14 protein-coding genes and 1 pseudogene are annotated in these 14,349 nt (G+C 68.6%); 10 read left to right on the top strand and 5 right to left on the bottom strand.

All coding sequences use genetic code 11. The features are described 5' to 3' along the window. The first annotated feature begins 8 nt into the window (after positions 1–8). From BKA25_RS22770 to pdxA, 9 genes and pseudogenes are all read left to right on the top strand, one after another. Complete coding sequence (locus tag BKA25_RS22770) at positions 9–1,004, top strand: ABC transporter permease (protein ID WP_069846781.1); 996 nt, start codon at positions 9–11, stop codon at positions 1,002–1,004. Beyond that, positions 997–1,923 carry an ABC transporter permease gene (locus BKA25_RS22765; RefSeq protein ID WP_069846783.1) on the top strand — a complete coding sequence of 309 codons (927 nt, stop codon included), beginning with the start codon at positions 997–999 and terminating at the stop codon, positions 1,921–1,923. Before BKA25_RS22770 ends, BKA25_RS22765 begins: the two co-directional genes overlap by 8 nt. Continuing rightward, positions 1,923–3,047: an ABC transporter ATP-binding protein gene (locus BKA25_RS22760; RefSeq protein ID WP_069846784.1), complete on the top strand. Its 1,125-nt coding sequence runs from the start codon at positions 1,923–1,925 to the stop codon at positions 3,045–3,047. Before BKA25_RS22765 ends, BKA25_RS22760 begins: the two co-directional genes overlap by 1 nt. Beyond that, on the top strand, positions 3,047–4,111 hold the full coding sequence (locus BKA25_RS22755; RefSeq protein WP_069846786.1) for an ABC transporter ATP-binding protein: 1,065 nt from the start codon (positions 3,047–3,049) through the stop codon (positions 4,109–4,111). The genes BKA25_RS22760 and BKA25_RS22755 overlap by 1 nt, the downstream gene beginning before the upstream one ends. A gap of 178 nt (positions 4,112–4,289) precedes the next feature. Continuing rightward, a pseudogene (gene mshB, locus BKA25_RS22750) lies at positions 4,290–5,171 on the top strand (N-acetyl-1-D-myo-inositol-2-amino-2-deoxy-alpha-D-glucopyranoside deacetylase); the annotation flags it as partial. A 149-nt stretch (positions 5,172–5,320) separates the two neighbouring features. Next, positions 5,321–5,692, top strand: coding sequence for a hypothetical protein (locus BKA25_RS22745; protein WP_069846791.1), 372 nt, complete (start codon positions 5,321–5,323; stop codon positions 5,690–5,692). A 309-nt stretch (positions 5,693–6,001) separates the two neighbouring features. Then, positions 6,002–6,322: a ferredoxin gene (fdxA, locus tag BKA25_RS22740; RefSeq protein ID WP_069846792.1), complete on the top strand. Its 321-nt coding sequence runs from the start codon at positions 6,002–6,004 to the stop codon at positions 6,320–6,322. Beyond that, on the top strand, positions 6,319–7,434 hold the full coding sequence (dapC, locus tag BKA25_RS22735) for a succinyldiaminopimelate transaminase (protein WP_069846794.1): 1,116 nt from the start codon (positions 6,319–6,321) through the stop codon (positions 7,432–7,434). Before fdxA ends, dapC begins: the two co-directional genes overlap by 4 nt. A gap of 66 nt (positions 7,435–7,500) precedes the next feature. Continuing rightward, positions 7,501–8,523: a 4-hydroxythreonine-4-phosphate dehydrogenase PdxA gene (gene pdxA / locus BKA25_RS22730; protein ID WP_069846796.1), complete on the top strand. Its 1,023-nt coding sequence runs from the start codon at positions 7,501–7,503 to the stop codon at positions 8,521–8,523. A 67-nt stretch (positions 8,524–8,590) separates the two neighbouring features. On the opposite strand, the gene dapD is transcribed toward pdxA, so the two are convergent. Then, complete coding sequence (gene dapD / locus BKA25_RS22725) at positions 8,591–9,676, bottom strand: 2,3,4,5-tetrahydropyridine-2,6-dicarboxylate N-succinyltransferase (protein WP_236750480.1); 1,086 nt, start codon at positions 9,674–9,676, stop codon at positions 8,591–8,593. Between the two features lie 43 nt (positions 9,677–9,719). Further along, a complete protein-coding gene (locus tag BKA25_RS22720; protein ID WP_069846797.1) occupies positions 9,720–10,403 on the bottom strand; it encodes a hypothetical protein in 684 nt (227 codons plus the stop codon). A 172-nt stretch (positions 10,404–10,575) separates the two neighbouring features. Here BKA25_RS22720 and dapE point away from each other — a divergent pair, with 172 nt between their 5' ends. Further along, positions 10,576–11,649 (top strand): succinyl-diaminopimelate desuccinylase, encoded by a 1,074-nt coding sequence (gene dapE / locus BKA25_RS22715; protein ID WP_069853273.1) that lies wholly within the window; start codon positions 10,576–10,578, stop codon positions 11,647–11,649. A gap of 65 nt (positions 11,650–11,714) precedes the next feature. Here dapE and BKA25_RS22710 read toward each other — a convergent pair whose 3' ends face one another. The 3 genes from BKA25_RS22710 to BKA25_RS22700 are packed head-to-tail and all read right to left on the bottom strand — an operon-like array spanning position 11,715 to position 14,340. Next, complete coding sequence (locus tag BKA25_RS22710) at positions 11,715–12,272, bottom strand: LppA family lipoprotein (protein ID WP_236750481.1); 558 nt, start codon at positions 12,270–12,272, stop codon at positions 11,715–11,717. Between the two features lie 44 nt (positions 12,273–12,316). Then, positions 12,317–14,026: an alpha/beta hydrolase gene (locus BKA25_RS22705; protein WP_069846799.1), complete on the bottom strand. Its 1,710-nt coding sequence runs from the start codon at positions 14,024–14,026 to the stop codon at positions 12,317–12,319. Further along, positions 14,026–14,340: a hypothetical protein gene (locus BKA25_RS22700; RefSeq protein WP_069846801.1), complete on the bottom strand. Its 315-nt coding sequence runs from the start codon at positions 14,338–14,340 to the stop codon at positions 14,026–14,028. Before BKA25_RS22700 ends, BKA25_RS22705 begins: the two co-directional genes overlap by 1 nt. Positions 14,341–14,349 lie beyond the last annotated feature (9 nt).

The raw sequence follows: 14,349 nt of genomic DNA, 5'->3' as shown, positions 1-14,349 counted from the left end.
AAGACACCGTGTTCCGTTATGTGATTCGACGAATCCTGATCTCGATCCCCATCCTGCTGATCGGCTCGTTTCTGGCCTATCTGATGGTGGCCGCCGCCGGGGACCCCATCGCAGAGATGCGAATGAACCCGAACGTCTCACCGGAGGTCATCGAGGCCGCTGCCAGAGAACTCGGTCTGGACCGACCCCTGCTGGTCCGCTACTGGGACTGGCTCATCAACTTCGTTCAGGGCGACTGGGGATCCAGCGTCGCCCTCGGCTCAGCCCAGGTCGATGTCTACGACCAGGTGATGCGGGCCTTCGGCGTGACCTTCCGCCTGGTTCTCGGCGCCGAACTGCTGGCCATCACGCTGGGCATCGCCGTCGGCGTGTTCACCGCGGTCAAGCAGTACTCGATCTTCGACTACGCCGCCACGACGCTCGCGTTCATGATGTTCTCGATGCCGCTGTTCTGCGTCGCCATCCTGCTCAAGACGTACGGCATCCAGTTCAACGATTTGCTCGTCTCCCTCGGCGGTGAGCGTTGGCTGCGCACCATCCCGCCCGCCCGTGGTTTCTCCGGTGACTTCGGCGAACAGTTCTTCCAGTACACCGGCACCTACCTGCTGCCGACGATCAGCTTGATGCTGATCAGCTTCGCCGCATACAGCCGGTTCCAACGCAGTGCCATGTTGGAGACCCTCGGCTCGGACTACGTGCGTACTGCTCGCGCGAAGGGCCTCCGTCCCGGACGGGTCATCTTCCGGCACGCGTTCCGCAACGCCCTGATCCCAGTGACCACCCTGATCTCGCTGAACTTCGGCGCCGTCCTTGGCGGTGCGATCATGACCGAGCAGGTCTTCGGTTGGACCGGGATGGGCAACCTGCTGGTGAACGCCGTCCAGCAGCACGATGCCCCCATGCTGATGGGCTGGCTGATGGTCACCGCCATCATCACCGTGCTGTTCAACCTGGTCGCCGACATCGTCTACGGCTTCCTGGACCCGAGGATCCGCATTGGCTGAGACAACTTCGACTCCGACACCTGCCACCCCCGGCAGCCCCACCCCTCCGGCGGGCGAGTTCGGCACGGCAGCGCGCAAGCAGTGGCAGATCATCCTGCGGCGTTTCATGCAGCACAAACTGGCTGTGATCAGCCTGATCGTGCTGGTCCTGTTGGTGCTGTTCGCGATCATCGCGCCGATGTTCTGGCAGTACAGCTACACCTACACCGGTGGTGGGCGCTTCGAGGACCCGAGCCCGGACCACCCGCTGGGTACCGACCAGATCGGTCGCGACATGTTCGCCGTGCTGCTGCGCGGGACCCAGTTCTCCCTGCTGATCGCCATGGTGGTCGCGTTGATGGCCACCGCCATCGGCGTGCTGCTCGGTGCGACGGCGGGCCTGCTCGGTGGTTTCGTCGACAGCCTGGTCATGCGGTTCGTCGACCTGATGCTGATCATCCCGCAGATCGCGTTGGTCGGTATCGCGGCGGCGATCTTCGGCGGCAGCTGGTATCTGGTCGCCATCGCGCTCGGCCTGTTCAGCTGGATGTCGGTCGCCAGGATCAACCGGGGGCAGACGCTGTCCCTGGCGCAACGCGAATTCGTCGAGGCGGCCAGGGCGATGGGTGCGAGTAATACGCGCATCATCATCAAGCACATCCTGCCGAACCTGACCGGCATCATCACCGTCAACGCCACGCTCGCGGTCGCGACCGCCGTGCTGGCCGAGGCGGCGCTGTCGTTCATCGGTCTCGGGGTGCAGATTCCGGACACCTCGCTCGGCCTGGTCATCAACGCGAACTACAACCAGTTCCTCACCCGGCCCTGGTTGTTCTGGGCGCCATTCCTGGCGATTCTGCTGATCTCGCTGACGATCAACTTCATCGGCGACGGCATCCGGGACGCGTTCGACCCACGGCAGACGAAGGTGCGTGCCTGATGACCCAGTCTGTTTCCCAAGACCTGCTGAAGGTGACCGACCTGTCGGTCGGCTTCCCCACCGACGACGGCGTCGTGCACGCCGTGCGCAACCTCTCCTTCTCGCTGAAGCGGGGCGAGGTCCTGGGCATCGTCGGCGAGTCCGGCTCGGGTAAGTCGGTCTCCTCGATGGCGTTGATGGGTCTGCTGCCCAAGACGGCGCGGATCACCGGCTCGATCCAATACCAGGACGAGGAGCTCGTCGGCGTCTCGGCCCGGCGGCTGGAGAAGATCCGCGGCAACGACATCGCGATGATCTTTCAGGACCCGATGACCTCGCTGAACCCGGTGTTCACCGTGGGTTGGCAGTTGTCGGAGGCCTACCGAGCACACCACAAGGTGCCCAAGAAGGCCGCCTGGGACAAGGCCGTCGAGGCGCTGGAACTGGTCGGCATCCCGCAGCCGGACCGGCGGGCCAAGCAGTACCCGCACGAGTTCTCCGGCGGTATGCGACAGCGGGTCGTCATCGCGATGGCGGTCATCAACGACCCGGACCTGATCATCGCCGACGAACCGACCACGGCACTGGACGTCACGGTCCAGGCCCAGGTCCTCGAGACGCTGATCAACATCAAGGACAAGGTCAACGCGGGCATCATGCTCATCACCCACGACCTCGGTGTGGTCGCGGGTATGGTGGACCGAGTCCAGGTGATGTACGGCGGCACCATCGTCGAGTCCGGTGGGGTCGACGAGGTCTTCGAGACTCCTCGGATGCCGTACACGGTGGGCCTGCTCGGCTCCATCCCGCATCCCGAGCAGCTCGGCCAGCCGCTCACCCCGATCAAGGGCACGCCGCCTTCGCTGTTGAACCTGCCCACCGGCTGCACCTTCGCTCCTCGGTGCCCGTTGGCGATCGACGATTGCAGTTCGGCCGAGCCCGAGTTGCTCCAGATCGGTTCCGGGCCGCACACCAGCCGGTGCATCCGCTGGCAGGCACTGGCCGAAGCGGAGCACTCGAAGGCACTGTTCGCGCACGAGGAGATCGGTTCGATCGAGAACCCGGCCGTGCTGGTGGAACTCGAACCGGACGCGGGCACGGTCGAGTCGGACGACAACGCACCGCAGGAAGAGGGGAGCAGGTGATGACCACCGCGAAGGTGACCGGCGAGGAGGCCACGGGTAGCGGCGTCGAGCCCGCTAAGTCGGGCGAGCCGCTGCTGTCGGTGTCCGACCTGGTCAAGAGCTTCCCGGTCCGAGGCGGCGGGATCATCCCCCGCACCGTCGGCGAGGTGCAGGCGGTGTCGGGTGTCTCGCTGGACCTGCACCAGGGTGAGACCCTCGGGCTCGTCGGCGAATCCGGTTGTGGCAAGTCCACCACCGGGCGGGCGATCCTGCAGTTGCACAAGCCGACCTCCGGGTCGGTGCGCTTCGAGGGCCGCGAGCTGACCAAGCTCAACACCAAGCGGCTGCGTGCGGTGCGTCGCGATATGCAGATCGTCTTCCAGGACCCCTACGCCTCGTTGAACCCGAGGTGGCAGGTCAACGACATCGTTCGTGAGCCCCTGGAGATCCATCACCGCAGCATCGGTGACAAGAAGATCCAGGAGAAGGTCAACAGCCTGCTCGAACTGGTCGGACTGAACGCGGAGCACCGCAACCGGTATCCGCATGAGTTCTCCGGCGGCCAGCGGCAGCGCATCGGCATCGCCAGGGCACTGGCCTTGGAGCCGAAGCTGTTGGTGCTCGACGAGCCGGTGTCGGCGCTGGACGTCTCCGTGCAGGCGGGCGTGGTCAACCTGCTGGAGGAGCTGCAGCAGCGGCTCGGGCTCGCCTACCTGTTCATCGCGCACGACCTCTCCGTGGTGCGACACATCTCGCACCGGGTCGCGGTGATGTACCTGGGCAAGATCGTGGAGATCGGCACCAGGGAGGACATCTACCGCCGGGCCACCCACCCGTACACCCAGGCACTGCTCTCGGCGGTGCCGGTGCCGGACCCCAAGCTGGAGCGGACCCGGCAGCGCATCGTGCTGTCCGGGGATGTGCCCAGCCCGGTCAACCCGCCGTCGGGCTGCCGGTTCCGAACTCGCTGCTGGAAGGCACAGGACATCTGCGCCACCGAGGAGCCGAAGCTCGAACCGCACGGCCCGAACGGCCAGTTGTCGGCCTGTCACTTCGCCGAGGTCAAGCCCGAGATCGTGGGCTGAATCCGATTTGCACGAACGACCTCGACCATCCATTGGTCGGGGTCGTTCTGTGTCTGCGTCACACCTCGGGTGCTGTGGATCTCGGTCGCCCGGAGTAGCTCGTTCGGCCGATCGGCGGGGTCGGTGGGCGCCGTGCCTCCCACCCCGTCGAGCAGGCCGTGTCAACGATTACCCTGCGATGGTGACGACCGCGCCCGGCTTCCGACTGACGGCTGTACCCAGGCTTCTTCTGGTACACGCACACCCCGACGACGAGAGCATCTGGACGGGCGGAACGATCGCGCACTACGCGGCGCTCGGCGTCGCCGTCACCGTCGTGACCTGCACTATGGGCGAGGAAGGCGAGATCATCCCCACCGGCCTCCGTGGGCTGGGGCCCGATGCGGCCGATCAGCTGGGCGGCTACCGGCTCGGCGAGCTGCGGTCGGCCTGTGCGGCACTGGGCGTGACCGACCACCGCTTCCTGGGCGGGGTGGGCCGCTGGCGGGATTCCGGGATGCGCTGGGAGGCGCCGGGGCTCGCCGCGCCGAGGCTGTCGCCGCATCCGAGGGCCTTCGCGATCGGAGACGTCGACGAGCAGGTCGGCGCGCTGACCGAGATCCTGCGCGAGGTCCGGCCGCAGGTGGTCGTGACCTATGCCGCCGACGGCGGCTACGGACATCCCGACCATGTGCGCGCCCACGAGGTGACGATGGCGGCCACCAAGGCGATTCCCGGTGTGGATGTCTTCCACGTCGTGCCGCCGTTGGCCGAGATCGAGGCTGCGGTGGCCCGGCTGTCCGAGGCACCGGGCGTGCCCTTCGAGCTGCCCGCGCCCGGCGAGTTGGCCGGAGTCGGCCCCGAGGCGATCAGTCATCAGGTCGACGTCGCCGAGCAGCTGCCCGCGAAGCTCAACGCGCTGCGGGCCCACGCCACACAGGTGCAGGTCTGGCAGGACAACGCGGGCACCGCCGTGTTCGCCCTGTCCAACGGGGTCGCCCAACCGGTGCTGCCCACCGAGTACTTCACCCGAGCCGACGGCGAACCTCGGGGAACATCGATCGAGCACGGCCTGTTCGGTGCGACCATCCCGCCGGAGGTCATCGCCCAGCCGCCCGGATTGGCGGCGGCCCTGGCCCGCAACGCCCGTGCGGCGGCGTCGGCCGACGAACCCGAGACCGGTGCTGCGGCGTCGGGGGAGAGCGTCGAGCCCTCGGTCCGGACCCGCTGATGCTGCGGTGGACGGACCGGGCGGTCCTGGTGGTGCTGATACTGGACGCGGTACTGATCGCCCTGCTGGGCATGTTCTTCCTGCCGCTGTACGTGGGTACCGTCCCGGTGCCGGTCAGCGCGTTGGTCGCCGGTATCGCCAACCTGTGGTTGGTCCGCGAGGCGGCTCGGTTGTCGACCCGGGTCGCGGTGGTCGCCGCGCCGCTGGCGGCCTGGCTGACGGTGGTGGTGTTGTTCGCGTTCATCCGGCCGGGCGGCGACGTGGTGCTGCTCGACGACTGGCGTTCGCTGCTGTTGTTGGCGGTGGGTTCGCTGCCCGCCGCGATGGCGGTCGGCACGGTGCTCGCGCGAGGACAAGCGGCGACCACCTGATCGCCGCGCCGGTGCTCGAAGCCGTGAGCTGACGACACGCCGGGTCCGACTAGGGTTTTTCCCGGCTGCACCCGTTGTGCCAGCCCACAATGCGGTCGACGTCCGGTCGGTCTGCTTGACGGGATTCAGGCACGCACTGCTGATCTTGTTCGAGGTGCAATCCGCCGAAAGGGTGCCCTTCGCGTCCATAGATCACCCGAAAGCGCGGATGGAGGGGGCCTGGATGTGACGAGCACAGTCGGGGGATACTGGACGTACTGTGCATTGTGAGCCGCATGGGTGCACCGAGGAACGAGCAGGAGAGCCGCCGTGACTTACACGATCGCCGAGCCGTGCGTCGATGTGCTCGACAAGGCGTGTATCGAGGAATGCCCGGTCGATTGCATCTACGAGGGCGAGCGGATGTTGTACATCCATCCCGACGAGTGCGTCGACTGCGGGGCGTGTGAGCCCGTCTGTCCGGTTGAGGCCATCTACTACGAGGACGACGTCCCCGATCAGTGGAAGGAGTACACCAAGGCCAACGCGGACTTCTTCGACGAGATCGGTTCGCCGGGCGGCGCCGCCAAGATCGGCAAGATCAACTCGGACGTTCCGCTGGTCGCGGCGCTCCCTCCGCAGGCGGAATGAGCGGGTCCACCATCCGGCGCACTCCGGGCGACCGGTTGCCGGAATTCCCCTGGGATTCGCTCACCGAGTACCGGGTGCTGGCCGAGACCCACGCAGGCGGGGTGGTCGACCTCTCCATCGGAACTCCGGTGGACCCGGTGCCCACTCCGATCCAACAGGCGTTGGCCTCGGTGGCCGACCAGGGGGGCTATCCCACGACCCACGGCACCGCAGCGTTGCGGGAGTCCGTGGTCGGGGGTCTCGCTCGACGACACGGCATCACCGACCTGAGCCCGTCGGACGTGCTGCCGGTGATCGGCTCCAAGGAGCTGGTGGCCTGGTTGCCCACCCTGTTGGGGTTGGGCTCCGGCGACATCGTGGCGATTCCCGAGCTGTCCTATCCGACCTATGAGGCCGGTGCGCGACTGGCGGGCGCCGAGGTGGTCCGACTGGCCGACGGGCAGGCACCGCCGCCCGGAACGGCCCTGGTCTGGCTGAACTCGCCGTCGAACCCGACGGGTCGGGTCCTGGACGTCGCCGCATTGCGGGCCGCGGTGGGCGCCGCCCGCGAGGTGGGCGCCGTGGTCGCCTCCGACGAGTGCTACCTGGCCCTGGGCTGGGAGGCCGAACCCCGATCGGTGCTCGATCGGGACGTCGTCTCCGACCACACCGACGTGCTCGCCGTGCACTCGCTGTCGAAATCGGCCAACCTCGCGGGTTACCGAGCGGGCTTCGTCACCGGCGATCCCGCGCTGGTGCAGCGGTTGCTCGCCACCCGCAAGCACGCCGGGATGATGGTTCCCCGGCCGGTGCAGGCGGCGATGGCGGCGGCGATGGCCGACGACGAGCATCTGGTCGAACAACGCGCGCGGTATGCGGCGCGGCGTGACCTGCTGGCCCCCGCATTGCGGGCGGCGGGCTTCGCCATCGAGCATTCCGAGGCCGGTCTCTATCTGTGGGCCACCCGTGGCGAGGACGTGTGGCGTTCCGTCTCCTGGTTCGCCGAACGCGGAATACTGGTCGCGCCCGGCAGCTTCTACGGACCGGCGGGCGCCGCGCATGTCCGGGTCGCCCTCACCGGAACAGACGAGCGGATCGCCTCGGCCGTGGAGCGGCTGAGCGACTCCAGCTGACCGTCTTCCCCTTAAGCAGCGAACGACGGACGCCGACGTCCGCGGGTACCAGGAGGCAGTGCAGCGATGAGCAGCATTCCGGTCGTGGCCGTCACCGTCGGCGATCCGGCGGGCATCGGCCCGGAGATCACCGCGCGAACGCTGGCCGAACTCGACAGCGACGCCCCCGCCCGGGGTATCGCCGTCGGCGACCCCTCGGTACTGCGCCGGGCACTGGCCGCCTACGGGCTCGATGCCAGAGTCGAGCCGGTGACCTCCTGGGATGTCGAACCCGCTGGTCCAGGTGTCGTGCACTGCTGGGACATCGGCGTGGTCGGCGACCGCGAGGTGCCCTACGGCGAGGTCTCGGCCTTGGCGGGCGCCGCGGCGGTCCGGGCCATCGAGGTCGCCACCGAGGCAGCACTGGCCGGGCAGGTCGCGGGCGTGGTCACCGCCCCGATCAACAAGGAGGCGATCTGGGCGGCGGGCTCCGAACACCTCGGTCACACCGAGATGCTCGGCACCCTGACCGGAAGCACCAGGAACAACACCATGTTCGTGGTGCGGAACAAGAAGATCTTCTTCACCACCCGACACCTCTCGCTGCGCAAGGCGCTCGATCAGCTCACCGAGGAACGGGTGTTCCACGGCATCCAGGAGGCGTTGACCGCGCTGCGGGTCTTCGGCCACGACGAGCCCAGACTCGCGGTGGCTGCGGTCAATCCGCACGGCGGCGAGAACGGCGCCTTCGGCGACGAGGAGATCGTGCACATCGGGCCCGCCGTGGAACGGGCGAAGGCACAGGGCGATCAGGTGTTCGGTCCGATCCCGGCCGATTCGGTCTTCCACCAGCTGCTGGTCGGCAAGTACGACGGCGTGCTCTCCCAGTACCACGACCAAGGGCATATCGCCGCGAAGACCTTCGACTTCGACGGCACCATCTCGGTGACCGTCGGCCTGCCCATTCTGCGTACCTCGGTGGACCACGGCACCGCGTTCGACATCGCCGGCCAGGGCATCGCCGACCACGGCACGATGCGCTCCGCCTTCCTCGCCGCCGCCGAGTACGCCGGTTACGCGGACCGGATCAGGGCCGAGTACGGCGGCTGACCCGGGTTGAGGTCGACCGGGGGGACGGGCCGCGCCGCGCCGTCCCCGCCGGACCGACCGTGCTTGCTCAGTCGTTCGCGTGCAGGGCGGAGTTCAGCTCCACCCCGGTACCCGTCTTGGGCAGCGCCTGGACGGCGCCGGTGGTCGAGTTGCGGCGGAAGAGCAGGCCGGAGCGACCGGAGAGGTCGCGGGCCGCCACCACGACGCCGTCCGGCAGAGCCACCTTGGTGCCTGCGGTGAGGTAGAGGCCCGCCTCCACGACGCAGTCGTCGCCGAGCGAGATCCCCAGGCCCGCGTTCGCCCCGAGCAGGCAGCGGCGTCCGACCGAGATCGTCGCCGTGCCGCCGCCGGAGAGCGTGCCCATCACCGAGGCACCGCCGCCGATGTCGGAACCGTCGTCGACCACCACACCCGCCGAGATCCGACCCTCGACCATCGACGCGCCCAGCGTGCCCGCGTTGAAGTTCACGAAGCCCTCGTGCATGACGGTCGTCCCCACCGCCAGGTGCGCGCCGAGCCGGACGCGGTCGGCATCGCCGATCCGAACACCGGAGGGCAGCACGTAGTCGACCATCCTGGGGAACTTGTCGACCTGATGGACGGTGACCGGGCCGCGAGCCCGCAACCGCAGCCTGGTGGCCTCGAAGTCCTCGACGGGCGCGGGCCCGTGGTTCGTCCACACCACGTTCGACAGCAGGCCGAACATGCCGTCCAGGTTGAGGCCGTGCGGCCGCACCAGCCGAGAGGACAGCAGATGCAGGCGGAGGTAGATGTCGTGGGCATCGATCGGCGCGTCCGACAGCGCACCGATCTCGGTGCGCACGGCGACGATCTCGACGCCCCGGGCCTCGTCGGTTCCGACGAGGGCGGCACCTGCGGCCCCGAGCGCGGCGGACGCCGCTGCCGGGTCGAGTCGCACGGTTCCCGAACCGGAACCGGTGGTCTCGATCGTCGTGGTGTCGTCGGTGGCGGTGGTGTTGGTCGCGACGGGTTCCGTCGTCGCCGCGCTGTTCGCCTGCCCGCTCTCCTCCGCCCGGCCGAGCCGAACGATCGGGAACCAGGTGTCCAACACCGTTCCGTCGCCGGTGATGGTCGCCAGGCCGACGCCGTAGGCTCCGATGCTCTGCTGATCCGGGTTCTGCGCTGTGGTCACGGCGTCACGGTATCTCTGACTTCGTAGGCAGGCACCCGAGCCCTCAAGGCATGTCCCACGCCAGGCTGGTGCTGATGTCATAGGCGGCTGTCTTGATCGCGTAGACCCTGTTCTCGCACTGTCCCTCGCGCAACCGGCCTCGGATGCCCTCACGAGAGTTGTCCTGGGCCTCCTCGGTCTCGGGGAGAGGCGGCGCCTCGGGCGTCTCGACGTCGTCCTGTGGCTCGGTCGTCGGCCGTTCGTCTCCCGGCGGGGTGGGGAAGGGCAACGGGAAGGGAAAGCCTGCGGGGGCGTCGCCGACGAAACCGCTCGGCCCGCCGCCTGCAGGCGGCTGTGCCTGGCCGCCGTCGGACTCCGGGTCGTCGGCAGGCTCCGTGCACTTCTCAAGGAACTCCTGGCCATTACTCCGGACCCGCTCGATCTGGTCGTCGAACCTGGGACGATCGAAATCGGTCTGCAGCCGAACCTCCAGTTCGTCGACCAGGTCGAGGTGTCCCTGCACCAAGCCGACGCAGTTCGCGCCGTGGTGCGCGGAGGAATCGAGGCTGGCGCAGGGGTCGTTGTCGAGCTCGTCATAGCGAGGGCAGAAGTCCTCGCAGATCGCGTTCATCGTCAGTTCCTGTTCGCTGGGTCCCCGCTCGGCGGCGGTGTCGCGGCTGGAACCGCTACTGCATGCGCCGACCGCCAGCACGAGCGGGAGGAACAGGGCATAACTGAGGGGTCGCACGGTGGTCGGCTCCTAGGCCTTCGAGAACGGGCAAACCAGCACAAGATATTCACCTCCGCTGGTCAGCCGGGGGCGAATCCGACCTCGTCCCTCGGACGGAGCAGCGCAGCTTGGGAAGGTCGGGCGCGCGATGGCGACCGAGGTCGGTACCGTGCTGATCGTGACCGTCACCGTGCCGCACCTGGACCTGACCGTCGATCCGGTGGAGCTGACCGCCGCCCTGGTGGACATCCCGAGTGTCTCCCGCGACGAGGCGACCATCGCCACCGCCGTCGAGCAGGCGTTGCGGACCCAGGCACCGCATCTGGAGGTCGTGCGCAACGGCGACGCGGTCCTGGCGCGCACCCGGCTCGGCCGTGCCTCGCGAGTGGTGCTCGCCGGGCACCTGGACACCGTGCCGATCAACGACAACCTGCCGCTGCGTCGCACGGGGACGGGCGAGGCCACCGTCCTGCACGGCTGCGGCACGGTGGACATGAAGAGCGGCGACGCCGTGATGCTGCACCTGGCCGCCACCGTTCGCGAACCGAGGCACGACCTCACCTTCGTCTTCTACGACTGCGAGGAGATCGACGCCGCGCTCAACGGACTCGGCCGGATCGAACGCGAACTACCGGACTGGCTGGCTGGCGACCTCGCGGTGGTCTGCGAACCGTCCAATGCCTCGATCGAGGCCGGTTGCCAGGGCACCATGCGGATCGAGATCCGCATCGAGGGCAAGCGGGCGCATACCGCGCGCGGCTGGATGGGCCGCAACGCCATCCACGGCGCGGGCGAGGTACTGCGCAGGCTGGCCGACTACGAGCCGCGCATCGTCGACATCGACGGCTGCCGCTATCACGAGGGTCTGCAGGCGGTGGCGATCGAGGGCGGCGTCGCGGGCAACGTGGTGCCGGACTCCTGCGTGGTGCGGATCAACCACCGTTTCGCGCCGGACCGCTCGTTGGAGCAGGCGACCGATCATCTGCGCGAGATCTTCGATGGCTTCGACATCACCGTCGTCGACGGGGCCGCAGGCGCGCTGCCGGGCTTGCACGCACCGGCGGCTGGTGAACTGGTGGCCGCCGCAGGCGGTGATGTCGCGGCGAAGCTCGGCTGGACCGACGTCGCCAGGTTCGCCGCCCTGGGCATGCCCGCCGTCAACTTCGGCCCCGGCGACCCCACTCTGGCGCACACCCAGCAGGAACACGTCCGGGTCGCCGACATCACCCGCTGCGCCCGGGTACTGCGCGACTTCCTGGCCTGATCGGATGCGCCCGCCTCGCTCGGACACCGAACGCGAGCGAAGCGGGCCACGTGCCGGACCGCGAATCAGGCGCCGTCGATGGCCTCCTCGGGCAGATGGCAGCCGGTGATGACGGTGAGCAGCGTGTTCGCCGCCGTGCCGAAGGTGTAGCGCGCGCCGAACGGATCGCGTCCGACGATCTCGTGGTCGCCGGGGCGGTCCACCACGGTCTCCGGCTCGCCGAAGCCGTACTCGCCGCCGATCTCGACGACGATCTCCACGGCCCGATTCCAACTCTCATCGGGCAGATTGCCCTTGAAGTGCCTGCGGTCCAGGGCGCGGCTCTCGCCGCCGACGTTCGGGAACTCCGCGCACCCCGCGCTGGTCGCGTTCTCGTCGTTGACCCATTCCCAGGGGCCCAGCTCATCGGACAGCCGCGCGGTGATGGCCTCCTGCATCTGTTCGTAACGTTCGCTGATCTGCTCGATGCTGGGCCGCTCCAGCAGAACCGCACGATCGTCGTTCACGGTGTCCCCTTCTCCCGTCGTAGCGCCGCAGCCCGCGAGCAACGGTGCCGCGAGCAACACGGCCGAGAGCGCGATGGCCCGCAGCCCCCGCGCGCGTCGCCGCTTCGGCAGCGCCACATTCGTCAGTATCGAGTTCGTCGTCCGCACCGGGTCGCCCGCCATCAGTACGTGCCCGGCACGGGCCGCGAGAGCCAGTCGCCGAAGCCCCGACCGTCGTCGTGCACCGCGCGGTCGGCGTTGCCGCTGACGATCACGGACATGTTGTACTGGCTGGTGCTGTCCGGTGCCAGGTAGGCGCTGTGGCCCTCCGACTCGTTGAGGCGTCTGCCATCGGGGAGTTGTTCCTCGCGAGCCGACAGCCCGGTGACCCCGTCCATCTGGTTCGGGTCGATGCCGAACGGCGCGGTTCCGCCGAGATCCGCCACGAAGTCGTTACGCGCCTCGATCACGTAGGTGCTGCCCGCCGGAACCTGGAGGTCGGTCACGTCCGAGGTGCCCAGTCCCGGCGATCCGAAGAAGACGGCATCGTCGACGCCGGTCTCCTGCTGCAGGGCATAACCGGTGGTGGTCGACCCGTAGGAGTGACCGAGCGCGGTCAGATGCGGGTCCTCGGTCCTCGAGGCGTCGATGCCGCGATAGAAGTCGGCGAGATCCTCCGCGCCGCGCTGGGCGGGCTGCGGGCTCCACACCGCCTCCTTCGGGTTCAACAGGCCCAGATCGGCCTGCGGGGCGTCGTAACCGAGCCAGGCGACCGTGGCGACCGAACCGCCGTCGCCGTAGCGCAGCGACTCGTCCTCCGCCTGCCGCTGCAGATCACGCATCTGGTTGTCGTATCCCTCGAGACTGTCCTGCACCGTCGTGGTGAAACCCGGGGTCAGGACGGCGACGTGATCGGCGGTGTCGACGTCGCCGACCGCGACCGCCGCTCGGGCCTGCTCGTGTGAGAGATCGAAGAGCAGGAGTTGCCGGTCGCCGCGATCCAAGGTCGTCTCGATGGCGTCCACGGCCGCGAGCTGCTCCCGGGCCTGATCGAGTCGGTCGTCGAGATCGGTGAACCAGCCGCCGAGGAAGCGATCGTCCAACTGCGCTTCGAGATCGGCGATCTCCGCCTCCAACCGTTGCCGTTCACCGTCCAGCTGGGCCCGGTTGGCCTCGTCGCGGACCGAGGCGGGCAGCCCGTCCAGGTTGCCGATCAACTCAGGGGAATCCTGGAGGAGCTGGGCCTGTTCCTCCTCGGACAACGAGTTCCACCAACCCGCGTTGGCGGCCGGGTTGTCGGATTCGGGCGGGCCGAGGGTGGACAGCGCGCCCTGGTCGGCGCCTGCGCTCTCGGCATCGGCCAGCGAGACGGCATCGCCGTCGTCCACCGCGTCATCGGCGGCGGCGGTCAGGATCGCGGCGAGGTCCGCGTCGATATCGGCGGCCCGCCGCACGACCTGGGCGATCCGCTCGATCACCTCGGCACGCACCAACTCGCGTTCCCGTCGCACCGTCTCGACCTGGCTGGGCTCCACCTGCGGCGGTGCGACGTCGAGCACGACGCCGTCGTCCTGCACCTGGAAACCGTTGACGCGGGCGAGCTCCTCGGCCTCGGTCAGCGCCTGCTGCACGGCTACCAGGGCATCGGCCGCCTCCGCGGTGCCGCGACGTACCGCGGCTATTCCGGCGACGAGCCTGCGCATCTCCTCGCTGATCTCGTCGTGTCGTCGGCCCGCCGCATCCGCCGCCTCGCCGGACCACCCTTCGGGGGCTTTGGCGTCGGAGAGCTCGTCGTCCAGCCCGACGAGGGTGTCGCGGTGTCTGCCGAGCTGATCGAAGACGGTCTCCAGCGCCGCGGGTCGCCAGGTTCGGACCTCGGAGAGACCGACCATCACCGGCCCCCGTCCGGTAGCCGATCGCCCGCGAGGATCAGGTCGTCCCTAGCGGTGTCCTCGCCGTCCTGATAGGTCGCGGCGGAGGTCTCCAACGCCGTTCCATGCTCGACGACGTCCTCGCACCAGCGGGTCAACCGGGTGCTCCAACGCTCGGTGAGTTGCTGGGCCGCCGAGGCGGTGCTCCCGCCCGGCATCGCCTCGGCCAGTGCCTCGGAGGCGTTTCCCAGTGCGACCGCCCCGGCTTGTTCGCCCGCCGACCGAGCCGTGGCCGCCGCAGTGTGCAGCGTCTCGATGGTGATCGTGTATTCCACGCCCGCTCC

Source organism: Actinoalloteichus hymeniacidonis, assembly GCF_014203365.1.
In the GTDB taxonomy this organism is placed as follows: domain Bacteria; phylum Actinomycetota; class Actinomycetes; order Mycobacteriales; family Pseudonocardiaceae; genus Actinoalloteichus_A; species Actinoalloteichus_A hymeniacidonis.
The sequence above is the reverse complement of the archived record's forward strand: the minus strand, read 5'-3'. Positions and strand labels throughout refer to the sequence as shown.

Excerpts from the sequence above, each read along its gene's own strand:
- pdxA (WP_069846796.1), top strand. The coding sequence starts at position 7,501 with ATGAGCAGCATTCCGGTCGTGGCCGTCACCGTCGGCGATCCGGCGGGC.
- BKA25_RS22755 (WP_069846786.1), top strand. The coding sequence starts at position 3,047 with ATGACCACCGCGAAGGTGACCGGCGAGGAGGCCACGGGTAGCGGCGTC.
- dapC (WP_069846794.1), top strand. The coding sequence starts at position 6,319 with ATGAGCGGGTCCACCATCCGGCGCACTCCGGGCGACCGGTTGCCGGAA.
- BKA25_RS22760 (WP_069846784.1), top strand. The coding sequence starts at position 1,923 with ATGACCCAGTCTGTTTCCCAAGACCTGCTGAAGGTGACCGACCTGTCG.
- BKA25_RS22705 (WP_069846799.1), bottom strand. The coding sequence starts at position 14,026 with ATGGTCGGTCTCTCCGAGGTCCGAACCTGGCGACCCGCGGCGCTGGAG.
- BKA25_RS22745 (WP_069846791.1), top strand. The coding sequence starts at position 5,321 with ATGCTGCGGTGGACGGACCGGGCGGTCCTGGTGGTGCTGATACTGGAC.